This window comes from Thalassospira sp. CH_XMU1420-2 (assembly GCF_037029325.1).
GTDB classification, from domain to species: Bacteria; Pseudomonadota; Alphaproteobacteria; order Rhodospirillales; family Thalassospiraceae; genus Thalassospira; species Thalassospira povalilytica.
The window spans coordinates 198,875-215,039 of the sequence record NZ_JAYMEG010000003.1; the positions used below are offsets into that span (position 1 = coordinate 198,875).

The 16,165-nt window shown below is 55.1% G+C and carries 16 protein-coding genes and 1 pseudogene; 10 read left to right on the top strand and 7 right to left on the bottom strand.

What is annotated here, in order from left to right:
• The first annotated feature begins 30 nt into the window (after window positions 1-30).
• From WA429_RS10540 to WA429_RS10550, 3 genes are all read left to right on the top strand, one after another.
• Window positions 31-624 carry a YceI family protein gene (locus WA429_RS10540; protein WP_114112561.1) on the top strand — a complete coding sequence of 198 codons (594 nt, stop codon included), beginning with the start codon at window positions 31-33 and terminating at the stop codon, window positions 622-624.
• An 83-nt stretch (window positions 625-707) separates the two neighbouring features.
• Window positions 708-1,304 carry a cytochrome b gene (locus tag WA429_RS10545; protein WP_068518273.1) on the top strand — a complete coding sequence of 199 codons (597 nt, stop codon included), beginning with the start codon at window positions 708-710 and terminating at the stop codon, window positions 1,302-1,304.
• On the top strand, window positions 1,304-1,888 hold the full coding sequence (locus tag WA429_RS10550) for a YceI family protein (protein WP_287466006.1): 585 nt from the start codon (window positions 1,304-1,306) through the stop codon (window positions 1,886-1,888). Before WA429_RS10545 ends, WA429_RS10550 begins: the two co-directional genes overlap by 1 nt.
• A 280-nt stretch (window positions 1,889-2,168) precedes the next feature.
• Here the strand turns inward: WA429_RS10550 and WA429_RS10555 are convergent, their stop codons facing one another.
• From WA429_RS10555 to WA429_RS10570, 4 genes are all read right to left on the bottom strand, one after another.
• Window positions 2,169-2,891: a glycoside hydrolase family 25 protein gene (locus tag WA429_RS10555; protein WP_287466008.1), complete on the bottom strand. Its 723-nt coding sequence runs from the start codon at window positions 2,889-2,891 to the stop codon at window positions 2,169-2,171.
• Window positions 2,892-3,494: 603 nt separating this feature from the next.
• Complete coding sequence (locus WA429_RS10560) at window positions 3,495-5,195, bottom strand: methyl-accepting chemotaxis protein (RefSeq protein ID WP_336107312.1); 1,701 nt, start codon at window positions 5,193-5,195, stop codon at window positions 3,495-3,497.
• A 315-nt stretch (window positions 5,196-5,510) separates the two neighbouring features.
• Window positions 5,511-6,209 carry an alpha/beta hydrolase gene (locus tag WA429_RS10565; RefSeq protein ID WP_287466011.1) on the bottom strand — a complete coding sequence of 233 codons (699 nt, stop codon included), beginning with the start codon at window positions 6,207-6,209 and terminating at the stop codon, window positions 5,511-5,513.
• A gap of 307 nt (window positions 6,210-6,516) precedes the next feature.
• Entirely contained in the window at window positions 6,517-7,143 is a 627-nt protein-coding gene (locus WA429_RS10570; protein WP_206927401.1) for a LysE family translocator, read from the bottom strand.
• A 625-nt stretch (window positions 7,144-7,768) separates the two neighbouring features.
• Between WA429_RS10570 and WA429_RS10575 the strand changes: the two genes are divergently transcribed.
• Both WA429_RS10575 and WA429_RS10580 read left to right on the top strand, forming a co-directional pair.
• On the top strand, window positions 7,769-9,100 hold the full coding sequence (locus tag WA429_RS10575) for an MATE family efflux transporter (protein WP_287466012.1): 1,332 nt from the start codon (window positions 7,769-7,771) through the stop codon (window positions 9,098-9,100).
• A 94-nt stretch (window positions 9,101-9,194) separates the two neighbouring features.
• Window positions 9,195-9,620: a hypothetical protein gene (locus WA429_RS10580; RefSeq protein ID WP_287466014.1), complete on the top strand. Its 426-nt coding sequence runs from the start codon at window positions 9,195-9,197 to the stop codon at window positions 9,618-9,620.
• A gap of 49 nt (window positions 9,621-9,669) precedes the next feature.
• Here WA429_RS10580 and WA429_RS10585 read toward each other — a convergent pair whose 3' ends face one another.
• Window positions 9,670-10,149, bottom strand: coding sequence for an Lrp/AsnC family transcriptional regulator (locus WA429_RS10585; protein WP_068518426.1), 480 nt, complete (start codon window positions 10,147-10,149; stop codon window positions 9,670-9,672).
• Between the two features lie 422 nt (window positions 10,150-10,571).
• Here WA429_RS10585 and WA429_RS10590 point away from each other — a divergent pair, with 422 nt between their 5' ends.
• The gene (locus WA429_RS10590) at window positions 10,572-11,069 is read left to right on the top strand and encodes a GNAT family N-acetyltransferase (RefSeq protein WP_082817773.1); all 498 of its coding nucleotides are present in this window, start codon (window positions 10,572-10,574) and stop codon (window positions 11,067-11,069) included.
• Between the two features lie 3 nt (window positions 11,070-11,072).
• On the top strand, window positions 11,073-11,519 hold the full coding sequence (locus WA429_RS10595; RefSeq protein ID WP_068518425.1) for an Rrf2 family transcriptional regulator: 447 nt from the start codon (window positions 11,073-11,075) through the stop codon (window positions 11,517-11,519).
• A gap of 84 nt (window positions 11,520-11,603) precedes the next feature.
• Here WA429_RS10595 and WA429_RS10600 read toward each other — a convergent pair whose 3' ends face one another.
• Window positions 11,604-13,508 carry a DEAD/DEAH box helicase gene (locus WA429_RS10600; protein ID WP_287466015.1) on the bottom strand — a complete coding sequence of 635 codons (1,905 nt, stop codon included), beginning with the start codon at window positions 13,506-13,508 and terminating at the stop codon, window positions 11,604-11,606.
• A gap of 211 nt (window positions 13,509-13,719) precedes the next feature.
• Between WA429_RS10600 and WA429_RS10605 the strand changes: the two genes are divergently transcribed.
• Window positions 13,720-14,280: a hydrolase gene (locus WA429_RS10605; RefSeq protein ID WP_068518423.1), complete on the top strand. Its 561-nt coding sequence runs from the start codon at window positions 13,720-13,722 to the stop codon at window positions 14,278-14,280.
• Complete coding sequence (locus WA429_RS10610; RefSeq protein WP_287466017.1) at window positions 14,277-15,038, top strand: alpha/beta fold hydrolase; 762 nt, start codon at window positions 14,277-14,279, stop codon at window positions 15,036-15,038. The genes WA429_RS10605 and WA429_RS10610 overlap by 4 nt, the downstream gene beginning before the upstream one ends.
• A gap of 10 nt (window positions 15,039-15,048) precedes the next feature.
• Here WA429_RS10610 and WA429_RS10615 read toward each other — a convergent pair whose 3' ends face one another.
• Complete coding sequence (locus WA429_RS10615) at window positions 15,049-15,606, bottom strand: TetR/AcrR family transcriptional regulator (RefSeq protein WP_206927405.1); 558 nt, start codon at window positions 15,604-15,606, stop codon at window positions 15,049-15,051.
• A 48-nt stretch (window positions 15,607-15,654) separates the two neighbouring features.
• Between WA429_RS10615 and WA429_RS10620 the strand changes: the two are divergent.
• Window positions 15,655-16,125, top strand: a pseudogene (locus WA429_RS10620) (dihydrofolate reductase family protein); the annotation flags it as partial.
• Window positions 16,126-16,165 lie beyond the last annotated feature (40 nt).

Genomic DNA, 16,165 nt, shown 5'->3' on the forward strand with positions numbered 1-16,165 from the left:
ATCGCGATCCGAAAATGAGGGAAATAGACAATGTTCAAAGCGATGAAAAAAGCCGGTCTTGCACTGGCACTTGCAACCGGTCTTTCGGCAGCTGCTTTTTCGGCACAGGCGGCAGAAAGCTATAAGCTTGATCCGACCCATACCAGCGTGATCTTTATTGTTAACCATCTTGGTTTTTCGAATTTCCAGGGCCGTTTTGCCGGTGTTTCGGGCGAACTGACCCTTGATCGTGAAAACCCGGCAGCATCGGCTGCGATCATCACGATCGACCTTAACCAGGTTGATAGCGGTGTCGAGGCGCTCGACAATCATATGAAAACCGCCGATTTCCTGAATGTTGAAAAATTCCCGACCGCGACGTTCAAAAGCACCTCGGTCGAGCTGGTTGGCGACAATGCAGCCAAAATCACCGGTGATCTGACCCTGCTTGGCGAAACCAAGCCGCTGGTTCTTGATGTTACCCTGACCGGTGAAGGCGATCATCCGATGACCGGCGATCATGTTGTCGGCTTTGGCGCGACCGGTACCGTGACCCGTTCGGAATATGGCATGAACTTCCTGGTTCCGGGCGTTGGCGATGACGTCGAATTGCAGATTTCTTCGGAATTCCTGAAGCAGAAATAAGCCGACTTTTTTTAAAGGAGAATGGCGGGTTTGGCATCACGGCCGACCTGCCATTTTCGTCTTCTGCGTGGAAGGGGATGGGTATGGCATTGCGTAGTCACCGCAACGGTTTTGGCAGCGTGACCAAAAGCCTGCACTGGATTGTTGCCGCACTGTTTATCGGTGTGTTTGCCATTGGCTGGTATATGGATTTCCTGCCGCTTGGCATGGCCAAACTTGAATGGATGTCACGGCACAAGTCGCTTGGTGTGACGATCCTGATGCTTGCGGTGTTGCGGATTATCTGGCGTTTGTCCGAACCGACGCCCGCGGCACTGGGCAAACATGCGATTGAACGGCTGGCGGCAAAGATCGGGCATCTTGGCCTGTATGGGGTGATGATTGCCATGCCGCTGACTGGCTGGATGATGTCGTCCGCGGCCAATTTCCCGGTCAGTGTTTTCGGACTGTTTACATTGCCAAACCTTGTCGCGCCGGATCAGGGGCTTTTTGAAAGTCTCAGGACTGCGCATTTCGTGTTGTCCTGGGTGATTGTTGCCCTGGTTGGCGGACATGTGTGTGCGGCCCTGAAACATCACTTTATTGATCGCGATGCCACATTGCGCCGGATGCTGCCGGCGTTTGGCGGCAATGACAATGCCGATATCGGCGCCAATACGACTGCCAAGGAGAATTCCTGATGGGTTTGACTTTCAAATCGACACTGATGCGTCCGCTTGCCGTCGCGTTCGTGACATCGCTTATGGTATTTGCCACCCCGGCAAAGGCCGCGGACCAGTGGACTGTTGACGACAGCCAAAGCACGATTGCCTTTACCGGAACGCAGCTTGGCGCGGGGTTTGACGGGGTGTTTGAAGATTTCACCGCAACCATTGCCTTTTCGCCAGACGATCTTGCCGGATCCTCGGTCGAGGTGCTGATTGATATTGCATCGGTCGATACCCAGAATGGTGACCGCGACAGTCAGATCGTTTCGCCCGACTGGTTTGATGCGGCACAATGGCCAACCGCCAAATTTGAAACCAAGTCGTTTTCCGAGATCGAGCCGGGCCGCTATCAGGCGGTCGCCGATCTGACGATCCGTGATGTGACGCGTGAAGTGACCTTGCCATTTGATCTTGTGATTACTGGCGATCAGGCCGAGGCAAAAGGCAGCGTCACTATCGCACGTACCGATTTTGGCGTCGGGCAGGGCCAGTGGGCCGATACCAGCCAGGTCGGCGATGATGTGACGATCAATATCACGATTGCGGCGTCGAAATAACGCGGCAGGCGCCAGCCCCCTGTCATGACGGCCGATGCGGTCGGGGATGCCGGGGCATAGCGTGAAGTTTCGGGCATCGGGCATCGGGGCTGGCCCGGAACTGCCAATAAAAAATTGCTGATGATGAAGGACGGAAAGGATGCTTTCCGTCCTTTGTTGTTTGTGGCGTTCGGAGGGGTGATGCCAGTGTGAATTTGCCAGCGTGAATGTGCCAGTGTGCCTGATGCTATGTGCCTGATGCTATGTGCCTGAAGCTGTGTGATGGGGCTGGCACGGGGGGCTATTTGGCCGGGATCAGCATGGCGCGCAGATGGGCGTGGTCACCGTTGAAATAGGTGCCGTCAACCTTGGTCGGTACGCCCGGCACGCTTAGTTCTTCGGTATATTGCCAGAAACTCCAACTGGCCCATTCCACCGGGATGGTTGGTTGATCAACGTCATATTCGGCAATCCATAGCTGATTGCCGGGAAAATGATCCTTCATGGCGTGTTCCCAGAATGTCGGGCCGGTATAGATGATCGGGCGACGGCCATAATGGGTTTCCAGTCTGGTCAGGAAGGTTTCGAACTGTTGATGCAGATCGCCCTTTACCGGCGGTTTGATCCGTTCGATATCAACAACCGGCGGCAGATCCCCCGGTTCAAGGGTGACATTTTTGATAAACCAGTCGGCCTGACCGGCACCGTCATCATTGGTTTCATAGAAATGATAGGCCCCGCGCAACAGCCCTGCCTTGCGGGCGGCGGCGAAATGGTCGGTGAAGGTCGGATCAAGATAATCCAGCCCGTCGGTGGCCTTTACAAAGGTGAAGGCAATGCCGTTATTTTGCACCTTCTGCCAGTCGATATCGCCATTGTGATGGGACGTATCAATGCCATGCAGGGACGGGTTCCGGTCATTGGCGCGAACATCAAGCGGATTGAAAGTCACAAGGAGTGCCGCAATCGCGATGCCCGATAAAACATGGCGAAATGCCGTGTTCAGACTGGTTGAAGGCGTCATGATATTCCGTCCTTCCGATGGCCAAGACCGCATGGCGGCCGGTCGATCAATGAACTGAAGTCGCACTCAGTGTAAATCCAAGACCACAATCAGGCCAGAGCCATATGGCGCATGGATCGGCGAACTGTTTGACCCAAAGGATGCGAGCCGTGTTTTGAGACGCGCCCGGAACGTCGGGGGCTTGTCAGGATGACGGGCGGCGATGTTCGGGGCGTGGTTGCGGGCGGGGCAGGTTTGGAACGCAGTTTGGGAAGCGGTCCGGAGGGCGGTAGACGGGAGCGGCCGGGGACGTGGCTAGAGACGTGGCCAGAAACGTGGCAAGAGACGGGGCCTGGGACGTGACAAGAGAAGCCGACCAGTGAAGGGACGATTGAAATGGCCAGAGACACAGCCTGATAAACAGCCAGGGCAACAGGTCCGGGGGCCGTCCGAAGCGTGATCCGAATTTTCGTTGGAGATGCCGTTGAAATGCGGTCAGACAAGCGGGTCAATACGCACGAAGCGGGCGGACAGGAAGACATGCCGGAGAGACAAAAATCCCCCGGTGGCGGGCACCGGGGGATGAAAGCGGGGGCGGAAATATCCGCAGGGATCAAAGCGCGGTTATTTGGTCGCGCTTTGACGCAGATCGGCCAGGAAGTTTTCGACCGCCTGATCAAGCGAGCGGGCTTCATCGACCAGTTTTTCGGCCGAATGGGCCAGCTGGCTGGTGCCGGAAGATACGCGCCCGGCATTTTCATTGACGGTTTCAATGCGCTGGGACACTTCGGCAGTGCCATCGGCAGCCTGCTGAACGTTGCGCGAAATTTCACCGATTGCGGCATGCTGTTCTTCAACAGCGGCGGCAATTGCGGTCGAACTGTCGGCAACGCGTGCGATGGTTTCGGAAATCAGACGGATGGCATCAACGGCCTCGCCGGTTTCATTCTGAACCGAGAGGATTTGCTGGTTGATTTCCTCGGTCGCCTTGGCGGTCTGATTGGCAAGGTTTTTGACCTCGCTTGCGACGACGGCGAAGCCTTTGCCGGCGTCACCGGCACGGGCCGCCTCAATCGTGGCGTTAAGAGCCAGCAGGTTGGTCTGTTCGGCAATGTCGCCGATCAGTTTTGCCACATCCCCGATTTTCTGGGCCGCATCGGCAAGGCCGGTAACGGTTTCGTTGGTGCGTGCGGCCTGTTCATTGGCCTGATTGGCAATGTCGGCCGACTGGGCGATCTGATGGGCGATTTCGTCGCTTGATGCGGTCAGTTCCTCGGTCGCGGCCGAAACGGTCTGAACGTTGGTTGACGTTTGGGTCGTAGCAGATGCCACAGCCGCAGACAGCTGGCTGTTGGTGTTGCTGGCTTCCTGCATCGAGGAGGTGGCCTGCTTCATCTCGGCGATCGAGGTCGAGATCGAGCGGATCAGGTTTTTGACGCGCTGTTCAAGGCTATCGGCCATATCGGTGATGTCCTTGCGGCGCTGTTTGTCCGCCTGGATTTCCAGCTGTTTCTGGCGATCCTGCAATTCGCGGTTTTCAAGCGCCTGCTGACGGAAGGACACGACAGTGCGTGCCATGTCGCCGACTTCGTCGCCACGGTCCTGACCTTCGATTTCGCCTTCGAGTTTGCCATTGGCGATTTCAGTCATACGGGTTGAGAGTTTATTCAGGCCAACTGTGATGTTGCGTCCGATCGCAAGAGATAGGGCAATCATCAGGGCAACAACGATCGCAATGAATACCATCACAAAAACGGCCTGTTCCCAGAAGGCGGCATCCACATCGTCAATATAGATCCCGGTGCCGATTGCATCACCCCATGGGAGCATAGCGGAATAAGAAAGCTTTTCGAAAAGTTTCTCCTCTGGTTCGCCGGGTTTTGGCCAGTAATAAGAGAAGAAACCGCCTTCCGGGTTTTGCGCCGCAGCCAAGAGGTCCTGCACGATGAAGTTGCCCGTAGGGTCTTTAACCTGGCTCATATCCGTGCCGTTAAGAGACGGTTTGGCGCCATGTAGCTTGTTGATGCCGTTTTTGTCATAGGCAAAGAAATAGCCCGTGCCGTCATCAAACCTTGCCGCGGTGCTCCAGCGATAGAACTCGGTTGTAGCTGCTTCCTGAGTGAGTTCACCAATGTTTACGCGGTCCTGATAGGACTGGGCCGCTGTTACCAGCATTGAAACAGTTGTCTGAATTTTGTCTTTGCGGTCTTCGAGCATCCCGCTGCGCAACGTTTGAAGTTCAAGTGCGGCAATCAAAAGCAAAGCGACAAGCGACAGTAGCGACAAGCTTGCAACCTTTTTACCGATCCTGATGTTTTGAAGCATGGTCTGTGTACCCGTTTTCTTGATTGTTTCCGTTTGAGCCACGGCAGGAAGCGATGCCGTTTAGAATTTTATTAATGTTATGGATAGGTTCTTATCTCGAAAGTATAGGGTGTGATGCGAAAATGCGCATCAGTTATTTGCGTGCCACGCGAGTTGTATGGTGTTGATCACAGGGGCTTTGTGCGGCCCGGTTGTTGAAATCACCGGCAAGACCCGCGCGATAACCGGGGATATGTTGGGGCTGTTTTCAATAAAAAAAGCACCTGACTGTCTAACAGCAGGTGCTTTTGCATTTTTTTGTGTTTTGAAGCGGTCTTAGCCGAGATGTTTGCGCAAAAATTCAAGCGCGAGACCCAGACCTTCTTCGTCGATACCATGTTGCAGGTTCGGCCGTTCATGCAACGAGACATCGATGCCGTTGGCGGCCAGGGTATCGCGTGCGATGCGCGATGCCTCGATCGGGACCACCGGATCGGCGGTGCCATGCACCAGCAGGACAGGCGGGCGCGATTTCAGATCGGTGGCAAAGGCGCCATCGCCCAGAAGTGCCCCGGAAAAACCGACCACACCGGCAAGCGGTTTGGTACGGCGCGGGGCGGTTTGCAGCGACATCATGGTGCCTTGCGAAAAGCCGACCAGTGCGATCCGGTCTTCGCCAATGCCATGGGTTTCCATGACATGATCAATGAAGTCATTGACGTAGGATGCGCTTTTATTGGCCCCTTCGGCCATGGCGGCAAGGGCACCGGACATGGTTTCGGGCGCACGGCGCAGGAATTCCGGATCATATTCGGCCAGGCTGAACCATTGGCGACCGAATGGCGACATTTCGCACGGGAACGGCGCATTGGGTGAATAGAAGCTGGTGTCAGGCAGGGCGCGCGCCAGATGCGGGGCCAGCCCGATCAGGTCGTTGCCATCCGCGCCATATCCGTGCAGCAGGATCACAACGCTTTTGGAGGTTCCCGAAGCCGCCGGCAGTGTCGGGCCAGACAATAGATGATCAGTGCTCATAATGACTTTCCTGAAAAATCCTTTTCCCCTGATTAGCAATGCAGACAGCTGACCACCAGTTATTTTTGCGATCCGGCACGCTGTCGGTCATGTGCAGGGCAAATATCGGGAAATCTTGCGGAATTCTTGGGCATGGAGGGCCAGCAGGCATGCAACTGGAAAGCTGACATATGGCGGACAAGTGGGCGGCACGGCAGAGGGTATGGCGGAAGAGCCGGAAGGGCGTAAACAGGATGATCTGCGCGGGCTGTCCCGCTTAAAGGTGCGGCAAGTTCGGCAAATTCAGCGAGTCAGCGGGGAAAGATGATCACTGTTTTACAAAGGCAGAGCGGATCAAACCGATCCCGGCTGCTGCGAACAGCCCGGCAACCGCGCCATCGATCCAGCGCCGGGTTTTGCGATAAAGCGCCATCGCCCCCGATGTCGAAAAGACCAGCGCATAGAGCATATAGATCGCAAGCCCCAGCACCATGCAGGTGCCGGTTGCCAGCATCACCTGGGCAGTAGACCCGCCATCATCAAGGCCAAGTGCCAGAACCGCCATCCAGGCAATCACGGCCTTGGGATTGGACAGGTTGAGAACCAGCCCGTGGCGGAAGCCGGGGTGACGCGTGGATTTGGGGGGCACAGACATATCGGCTTTGACCATGGCAGAACGGGCCGACATCCATGCCAGCCACAGAAGATAAGCCCCGCCGACCAGCTTCAGAACCGAGAGCGCGTAGCTTGATGCCTGAAGGATCGCGCCAAGACCGGTTGCCGCCACCAATCCCCAAAAGGCCAGTCCGAGCGCAAGTCCGGCCCCGAAAAGCAGGCCCGATTTTCGCCCGGAATGCATCGAGACCGTCGCAACGGCAAGGGTCGCCGGCCCCGGCGATGCCGCGGCAATGAAGAAGGCAATGGCAATGGTCAGAAGACTGGTGAGATCAAACATGCCGGTTTCCTTTGTGCTGGCAATAAAGTTGCACGGATCGGAAATTTTGCAAAGGCCGCAAAGGCGTGAGGGCAACGACCGGATGGTTGGAACCAGATCAAGCTGGTCATGGCAACAGGATGGATGATGACTGGTGATAAGGAACCGGGACCGTTTCGGGAAGATCGGGTTTCGCGTGCGCGAACCGGTCGGGATCATCAGCCTGTGGATAAGTGTGTGGATGGAAAGGCCGGTATAGGCGAATTTTTATAATTCCACCGCCATTTTTACGATCATCTGAAGAATGATCTATCCGTTGGTATCGGTTTTCGCAAAGTGACCTTTTTTCCAGTGTGGATATTGTGAAACTTTATTTGTCATTGAAAATCAAATGGTTGCGTCGATATTTTTACGCATTGGCGAATTTGGTATTCCGAAAATCGCGTCGGATGTCACAAAAATGAAATACGATTATTGCAAAATGATAGGTGCAAGGTCGGACAAAATTCAACGATGTGGATTTTTTGCCTGTGGTTGTCATGACAACCCGTCTTTTGTCTTGCCTTAATCTGTGCGACAAGAAATCTTCCGGTTGCCGGCACTGTTCGGCAAAACGCCCCAAATCAAGTCCAATTCCGAGGCCCAGATGAACCGCACGCGCCGCTGGTTCGGCAAGGGGGATCGACGTGTTCTGTCACTGACCCTGCCGATCATTTTGTCCAATGCCACAGTTCCGTTGCTTGGCGCGGTTGATACGGCAGTGGTCGGTCATCTTGACAGCCCGCACTATATTGGTGCGGTTGCGGTCGGGGCGCTGATTTTTTCCTATGTGTTCTGGAGTTTCGGTTTCCTGCGCATGGCGACCACCGGGCTTGCGGCACAGGCCTATGGCCGGCGTGATCCCAACGGGGTGCGGGCGGTGTTTGCGCGCGCGGCCCTGATCGCCATGACTGCCGGGCTTGCGGTGATGATATTGCAATGGCCGATCATCGAGCTTGCGATGTCATTGATTGCGCCAACACCGGCGGTCGAGGCGGCCGCACGGGACTATTTCCATGTGCGGATCTGGGCGTCACCGGCGACATTGATGCAATATTGCATGCTGGGATGGTTGCTTGCGATGCGCGACAGCCGGGCGGTGTTCATTTTCCAGGTGGTGCTGAACTCGCTGAACATCGTTCTTGATATCCTGTTTGTGCAAGGGTTCGGCTGGGACGTCAAAGGGGTGGCTGGCGCGACGGTGATTGCCGATTATTCCGGCGTGGTTCTGGGCTGGTTTTTGATGCAGCCGCACCTGAAACGTCTGGGTGGCACATGGCGCGGGATCGGGGTTCTTGATCGGGTGCAGCTTGCCAAGCTGATGAAGATCAATGGTGATATCTTTGTGCGCACCATGGCGCTGACATCGGCCTTTGCGCTGTTTACCAGTTTCTCGGCCCGATTTGGCGAGGTTACCCTTGCCGCGAATGCGGTGTTGCAGAACTTTTTGATGTTCGGGTCTTTTGCCCTTGATGGCTTTGCCCATGCCGCAGAAACCCTTGTCGGGCAGGCCTATGGGGCGGAGCGACGCAAACAGTTCCTGTGGGCGGTACGCAAGACCACGATCTGGGGGATTGTATCAGCGGTGTGTATGGCGGCGATCTTTGCCGTGACCGGCCCGTGGATCATTGATGCCCTGACCAGCATCCCCGAGGTGCGCGAGGCGTCCTATACCTATTTGCTATGGGCGGTCATTTTGCCGGTTACCGGGGTTCTGGGCTTTCAGTTTGACGGGGTGTTTCTGGGGGCGATGCAGACCAAGCACTGGCGAAACATGATGCTGGTATCGGTGGGGATTTATGCGCTGATGGCGTGGGGGGCTGTGGCGATGGACAGCAACCATTTGCTGTGGGCGGCGTTTAACGCCTTTTTCCTGTTGCGCGGTCTGACTCTGGCCGTTCTGTTCCCGACCATTATCCCGGATCGGCGGGTAAACTGATATTCACCGCTTTAGTTTTTAAATCTAATAGGTGTGATCGATTATGAAGTACCTATACCGGGGATTTAACTGCGATAAGGAACTGCTTCGAGCAATGGAAATTGCAGCGCCCAGTATGCCGATAGAGATGGCGCCTGAGTGCGGGACAGTCACCGAAGAAGACCGTTTTGGTGATAGGGTGCAATGCGGAGACCCTGATTTCTCTTCTGGTCATTCAATTAACAACTTGCTTCATGCGCATGAGTTTGGAGGTTGCGGACAGCCGACTTGTGGGCTCTCTACTTCTCCAAAATTTGATATTGCGAGGAAGTATGCGTTGCATTTGCCCGAAGGAGGTTATGCCTTTGGGACAGTTGTGACGATTTCGATTGAGAAGCTAATTGAAGCAGGGGCAACCATTTATCGGATCAATGAGTATGTTTCCCAACCTTCATTTCCTGAGGACGATGAACATTGGGTACACTTTGAAGGCCCGTTTCCACTTGACGCTATTGTCGAGCAAACAATTGTCCGGCCATGATCCAGATGCGGGGCCGGTGGCGGCGTAGGTAAAAGTGTACGGATCAGGATCAGTCGATGTCGGAAACCGGAAGGGTGGTGCTGTTTTTGACTTCATGCAGGGTGAAGCTTGATTTCATGTTGGCAACACCGGGAAGCTTCATCATCACTTCGGACAGGAAGCGCTGATAGGATGCGGGGTCGGGCACGACGATGCGCATCATGTAATCCTGATTGCCGACCATGGCATAGCAATCGACGATTTCCGGATGTTCCTGGACCGCGGTTTCAAAGCGGCGGAGCGACGGTTCGTCATGCTGGGTCAGGGAGACGGTGACAAAGACATTCACGCCAAGATGAAGATGTGCCGGATCAAGCAGGGCAACATATTTGCGGATCACGCCGCTTTCTTCGAGTTTGCGCAAACGCCGCAGACAGGGAGAAACAGACAGGCCGACCTTGTCAGCCAATTCGACCATCGAAATGCGACCGTCTTCCTGAATTTCACGAAGAATTTTGCGATCAATTGCGTCGAATCCGTTGCGCGCCATAGCGTGCCACACTCCTTTGGGTCATAAACAGCGGGCTACAATTTGCCAAATTTCAGGCCCGATGTAAGTATTTTCTGCTGCGCGATAAGCCATGACTTCGGGTTTCTGTCAATGATTGCGTGATCGCGCATCGCATTTTTTACGGGCTGTCTGTGTATATGACAAAGGTGAAAGAGCCAAAGCAGCCATCTGCTTGATGCTTGCAAGATCAGATGAATGCAAGTATGTCCTTCAGTTCCTTGAAATGCTTGGCATAGACGGGCCGGACTGCTCGCAGTTGCAGCGGAACTTATCATTGCCGTGCCCGGTCTGAACAGTATAGTATAATCGTACCAATTTACTTATTTTGATTGTGGTTATTCTCCTGATCCGACGCCGGGAGAGGTTGGCACGGCCAACCACGTTACTGAAAGGCATACAAGGTGGACGCTGCGCAAAATGCACCGGGATATAACCTGGTTACGATTGGCGAGCATAAAATCAATATCCGTCCGGCAGTCCTTGAAGATCTGCCAAATGTTGTCGATCTGGATGACCGGACAACAGGTTTGCGCAAGCCTGATTATTGGGACGATCTGTTTACCCGGTATGGCAACCGCAAGGATTCCCGATTTTTCCTGATTGCAGAAGAAGGCAGCACGCTTCTGGGCTGTATTTTCGGTGAAGTGCGGTCGTGGGAATTCAATTCCGTGCCATGTGGCTGGGTCGGTACCGTCAGTGTCGAGCCGGATCTGCGCATGGGCGGGATCGGCACCATTCTTTATAAGGAAATCTGCCGGTGTTTCCGCAAGGCCGGTGTGACCAAGGTCCGCACCATGATCCCGCGCGATGCCACCGACCTGATGTCATTCTTCCGATCCCAGGGCATGATGGCCGGACCGTTCATCCAGCTTGAGACCGATATGGAAGAGGGGGCCTAAGCCATGATGTCCTTGCAAAAGGCAACCCTGTTTGCCCTCTATGCCGTGCTTGAACTGGCCGAAGATACCGACCGTCAGCTTTCGGCGTCCGAAATTGCCGAACGGTACAATATTTCCACCAACCATCTGGCAAAGGTTCTGCGTGATCTTGGTCGGGCGGGGCTTGTTGAATCGGTGCGTGGTGCCGGGGGCGGATATCGTTTTTGTGGCAATGCCAAGCGCACGACGCTTCTTGATGTGGTGCAGCTGTTTGAGGAGGTCGGCACCGGCCCGTCCAACAGCATTGTGCAAAATACCAATGCCGGGGCGGCACTGTCGCTGGTGATGGACGAGATCGAGGAAATCACCCACGCGACGCTGTTGTCGATCACGATCGAAACGATGCTGAAGCTGATGCGTAAGCGTCGCCCGGAAAAACCGACATCAACCGGATTGTTCCGCGCGGTCTGATTACAGAAGCCGGGCACCGTTTCCAGACAGAAAAAAAGGCCGTCAGAATGTTCTGACGGCCTTTTGTTTGGGGATGTCGCAAGCCTAGCCTTCGCTGGTGGCCGGGGCAGCGGGTTCTGATGCTGGCGCGGTGCTTTCGGCGGTGTCGCTGCTGGCGGCCTTGGGGGCTGCTTTTTTGCGCGGGCGACGAGGGCTGCGTTTCTTTTCTGCGGTCTTGGCCGGGGCCGGTGCGGCGTCTGCTTCGACCGGGGTTTCGGTCTTGGCGTCAGCTTTGGCCTCTGCTTTGGCTTCTACCGGGGCGTCGATCGGTGCATCAACCGCAGTTGGTGCAGCTTCTTCTGCCGGCTTGTCATCGGTTTTCTTTTTCGCGCTACGACGCGGCGATTTGGCACGCGTGGTCTTTTCCGACTTGGCGTCAGACTTGGCGGCCGATTTCGTCGCGGTTTTGCGTTTGGTGGTCTTTTTCGGTGCTTCTTCTTCTGCCTCAGGCTTTTTGCCAAGGCTTGAAGCCGGAACCGCCGTCAGCAGGAAGGACGGAACATGATCGCCAAAACCGATGACCGGCTTGTCATCGCGGTCATCGCGATCGCGCCGGTGGTTGCGGTTATTGTTGCGATCACTGCGATCGTTTCGGTCATTGCGATCAAAGCGCTCATTGCTGCCCCTTGTGTCGCGGGCAGGGGCCTTGTTCTGATCGGCATCCTTGGCGGCGGCGGGCTGGGCCGGGGTTTCCGGCTGTGCCTTGGCGGTGTCGCCATTGCCACGGTCATTTGATTTTGCCGAACGGGCCGGTTTGTCATCACGCGTATTGGACTTGCGGCTTTTCTTGTTACGCCGTTTTTTGCCGGTGAAGTCCAGCTCAAGCGTTTCAATGCCGTCAAGTTCGGTCAGCGGAATGTCTTTGTTGATCGTCTTGTGGATGGCTGCGACCAGTTTGCCGTCTTCGGGCACGGCAAGGGTGAAGGCCTTGCCATCGCGGCCCGCACGACCGGTACGACCGGTACGGTGGACGTAATCTTCGGCGTTGAACGGAACGTCGAAGTTAAAGACGTGCGAAACATCGGCGATATCGATCCCGCGCGCAGCAACGTCAGAGCAGACCAGCAGGGTGATCTCGCCCGATTTAAACTTTGCCAGCGTTTCGGTACGTTCGCTTTGGGCCATGTCGCCATGCATGCGCCCGGCATTGAAGCCGTGCTTGGTCAGCGACTTGTAAAGGATATCAACGTCTTTTTTGCGGTTGCAGAACACAAAGGCGTTTTTGACATTTTCCTGGCGGATCAGCTGACGAAGTGCTTCGCGCTTGTCAAAGTCATCAAGGACCAGAAGTTTGTGTTCAACCGTTGCGGCCATGCTGGATGGCGGGGCGACGGTGATTTCCTTGGGATTGGACAGGAATTTGTCGGCAAGGCGACGGATTTCCTTGGGCATGGTCGCTGAGAAGAAAAGCGTCTGGCGCTGCTTGGGCAGCATATTGACGATCTTTTCGATGTCGGGGATGAAGCCCATGTCGAGCATACGGTCGGCTTCGTCAATCACCAGCAATTTGCAGTCAGACAGAAGCAGCTTGCCACGTTCAAAGGTATCGATCAGGCGGCCTGGCGTCGCGATGATGACATCTGCGCCCTTTTCCAGGATTTTGCCCTGTTCGGCGGCGGACTCGCCCCCGATGATCAATGCCTTCGACAGGGACATGTATTTGCCATAGGTGTCGAAGTTTGCCGCAACCTGGGTCGCAAGTTCGCGGGTCGGTTCCAGAATGATGGAACGCGGCATACGCATACGCGCGCGGCCGTGATGCAGGATATCAAGCATCGGCAGGGTGAAGCTGGCCGTTTTACCCGTGCCCGTCTGTGCACAGCCCAGAATGTCGCGTGCCATCAGCACCGACGGGATAGCTTGAGCCTGGATCGGGGTTGGGGTGTCGTAGCCGGCGTCTGCAACGGCTTTGAGGATATCTTCGCTCAGACCGAGATCGGCGAAATTCATATGGTTCGTTTTCCCGCAATAGAATGCGTTAAGTGAAGCGGATATGCAAAAATCAGTTTGGGTCGTAAAGCTAACCCTGAATTAAGTCAAGAAAAACGCCGCAAAATTCGCTTCGAAAACCGATAAACACCCTGTTGAGAGGCTTGTTTGCAACAATTTGGCAGCGTAACCTGTCAAAATAACAATCACACATGGGAGAAAAGCCGTGCTGATGGATGCGACACGCGCAAGTTTGCTGGTTATCGATGTTCAGGAAAAGCTTTATCCGGCTTGTCAGGAGCCCGAACAGATCATTGCCAATTGCTGTTTCCTGATCAAATGTGCCAACCGGCTTGGCGTGCCCGTGATCGTCACCGAACAATATCCCAAGGGGCTTGGCCATACGGCAAAACCCATTCTGGATCTGGTGGAAAAACCCGGTGATGTTGCCGATGGCGGCAATGTGGTTGCCAAGGTGGCGTTTTCGGCAATCCCGGCGGACGGCTTTATCGAAAAAATGGAAGAAAATCCGGGCCGTGACCAGGTGGTGGTGATCGGTATGGAAACCCATGTTTGTGTGCTTCAGACGGTGCTGGAGCTTCTTGAACGCGGACGCGAGGTCTATGTGGTTGCCGATGCGGTGACATCGCGCAGCACCCAGGACAAGATTTTCGGGCTTGAACGCATGCGCGATGCCGGGGCAAAGATCGTCACCCGCGAAAGCGTGATGTTTGAATGGCTGCGCGTTGCCGGCACCCCGGAATTCAAGGAATTAAGTGCGCTGATCAAATGACATCCGGACCGGATCAGGATTTCGGGCACGCCGGCATGGATGGCGTGCCCGTTGTGTTTTTATCAGGAATGCTGGCCGATCAGCGGATGTGGGAACCGGCAATTGCGGCCTATGGCCGGGTTGAAATGGACGGCAAACCTGCGATCCGTCCGGTTCATTTTGATCTGTTTGATCAGGACAGTGTGGCGGCGATGGCGCGCGCGGTTCTTGATGCTGCGCCAGACCGGTTTGCGCTGGTGGGGATGTCGATGGGCGGCTATGTCGCCTTTGAAATCCTGCGTCAGGCGAAAGCACGCGTCAGTCATCTGATGCTGGTTAATACCCGGGCAACAGCCGATACAGAGGCAGTCAAACGCCGTCGTGTCCTTCTTGCCCGGATTGCCGGGCGCGCGCAGCGTTTTGTCGGAATCAATGACACGCTGCTTGACGAGATGATCCATCCCGATAATCGCAGCAATGACGCCTTGATCCGGCTTTTGGGCAAAATGGCCGAGCAGGCCGGTGCGGAGGTCTTTCTGCGTCAAAGCATCGCGGTTGCCCATCGCCCCGACAGTCAGGGGACGCTTGCCAGGATTGATATCCCGAGCTGTGTGATGTCAGGCGAAGCCGATCAGGTGATCAGCCCGGAAAGCCACCGGGATATGGCAAGCCGGATTGCCGACGCAAATTATCACGAAGTCGCCGGGGCAGGGCATTATGTGCCGCTTGAACAGCCTGCGATTTTTGCCCGTGCTTTGGTTGACCTTCTTTTACGGTAGGGCGGCATTTTTATATGTTACGGGCAACCCATTCTTCGAGCGTTGCCCGGATCGACTGATCGGCTGGCTGTTCACGGGTGAAAGCCCACCATATATGTGCTCCTTGCCATATGCTGGCCATTTGCCAGCCAAGCTTTTTTCCCTCTTCGGGGTGGTCTGACAGGCGGCGGCCAAGGATTGCGGCAAGGTGATGTCCCCAAGCCGCGCCGCGTGCGCGAAGTTGCGGGTTGCAAATGTCTTCATGCAGAACCAGCAAGCCGTTGGTGCTGTCCCGGTCTGCCGTTTCCGGGGGCATCAGGCGCAGTAGAATTTCGATTGCGCCATTGGGGGCAAGTGCTTCTTCCTGATCCGCAGCATGCGTTTCAGAATCTAGGCGGTCCCAAGCCCGGAGCAATGTTGCAACGAGCAGAGCATCACGCGTGCCATAGCGTTGCACAAGTGTCGCCGGTGAGAGACCGCAGGCTTTTGATGCCCGGGCAAATGTCAGGTTTGACGGTCCGGTTTCAACCACGGTTTCAAAGATGGTGTCGAGCACCTGATCGTCGGGAATTGTCTTGTTTCTTGCCATGATTATTTATAAACGTATATTCATTTATAAATCAATGGAGATTTGGTCATGGCAAGAATTCTTGGGTATATCGCAACCAGTCTTGACGGGATGATCGCGGACAGAAATGACAATCTCGATTGGTTGTTTGCATATGACGGGATGGATCTTGGTGAATACGATTACAACAAGTTCATCAAGCGCATTCAAACCCTGGTGATGGGGCGGGCAACCTACGACTTTGTTGCACGCCAACCATCGGAATGGCCTTATCACGGAAAGCGGGTAATTGTGGTTACATCCCGTCCGATTGATAATCCTGTCGCGGATATTGACGTGCGAAGTGACGTTGACGCATTGATTGCCGAACTTCGTGCTTTTGATGATGGGGATGTCTGGATGCTGGGCGGTGGAAAGCTGCAAATGGCGTTCATTGAACGAGGTGCGCTTGACGAAATTGAAATTTACGTCATGCCCGAAATTCTGGGTGGGGGAAAACCGCTTTTCCCCCAGACAGGTTTTCGCAGCAGTCCGACATTGATCAGTACGCAAATGCTTGATCGCGGATGCGTGCGTTTGC

What these genes read in the sequence shown, in the direction of transcription:
- WA429_RS10555 (WP_287466008.1), bottom strand. Translation starts at nt 2,891, where the DNA reads ATGACGCCTTCAACCAGTCTGAACACGGCATTTCGCCATGTTTTATCG.
- WA429_RS10615 (WP_206927405.1), bottom strand. Translation starts at nt 15,606, where the DNA reads ATGGCAAGAAACAAGACAATTCCCGACGATCAGGTGCTCGACACCATC.
- WA429_RS10585 (WP_068518426.1), bottom strand. Translation starts at nt 10,149, where the DNA reads ATGGCGCGCAACGGATTCGACGCAATTGATCGCAAAATTCTTCGTGAA.
- WA429_RS10540 (WP_114112561.1), top strand. Translation starts at nt 31, where the DNA reads ATGTTCAAAGCGATGAAAAAAGCCGGTCTTGCACTGGCACTTGCAACC.
- WA429_RS10600 (WP_287466015.1), bottom strand. Translation starts at nt 13,508, where the DNA reads ATGAATTTCGCCGATCTCGGTCTGAGCGAAGATATCCTCAAAGCCGTT.
- WA429_RS10605 (WP_068518423.1), top strand. Translation starts at nt 13,720, where the DNA reads ATGGATGCGACACGCGCAAGTTTGCTGGTTATCGATGTTCAGGAAAAG.
- WA429_RS10580 (WP_287466014.1), top strand. Translation starts at nt 9,195, where the DNA reads ATGGAAATTGCAGCGCCCAGTATGCCGATAGAGATGGCGCCTGAGTGC.
- WA429_RS10595 (WP_068518425.1), top strand. Translation starts at nt 11,073, where the DNA reads ATGATGTCCTTGCAAAAGGCAACCCTGTTTGCCCTCTATGCCGTGCTT.
- WA429_RS10560 (WP_336107312.1), bottom strand. Translation starts at nt 5,195, where the DNA reads ATGCTTCAAAACATCAGGATCGGTAAAAAGGTTGCAAGCTTGTCGCTA.
- WA429_RS10545 (WP_068518273.1), top strand. Translation starts at nt 708, where the DNA reads ATGGCATTGCGTAGTCACCGCAACGGTTTTGGCAGCGTGACCAAAAGC.
- WA429_RS10550 (WP_287466006.1), top strand. Translation starts at nt 1,304, where the DNA reads ATGGGTTTGACTTTCAAATCGACACTGATGCGTCCGCTTGCCGTCGCG.
- WA429_RS10575 (WP_287466012.1), top strand. Translation starts at nt 7,769, where the DNA reads ATGAACCGCACGCGCCGCTGGTTCGGCAAGGGGGATCGACGTGTTCTG.
- WA429_RS10570 (WP_206927401.1), bottom strand. Translation starts at nt 7,143, where the DNA reads ATGTTTGATCTCACCAGTCTTCTGACCATTGCCATTGCCTTCTTCATT.
- WA429_RS10565 (WP_287466011.1), bottom strand. Translation starts at nt 6,209, where the DNA reads ATGAGCACTGATCATCTATTGTCTGGCCCGACACTGCCGGCGGCTTCG.
- WA429_RS10610 (WP_287466017.1), top strand. Translation starts at nt 14,277, where the DNA reads ATGACATCCGGACCGGATCAGGATTTCGGGCACGCCGGCATGGATGGC.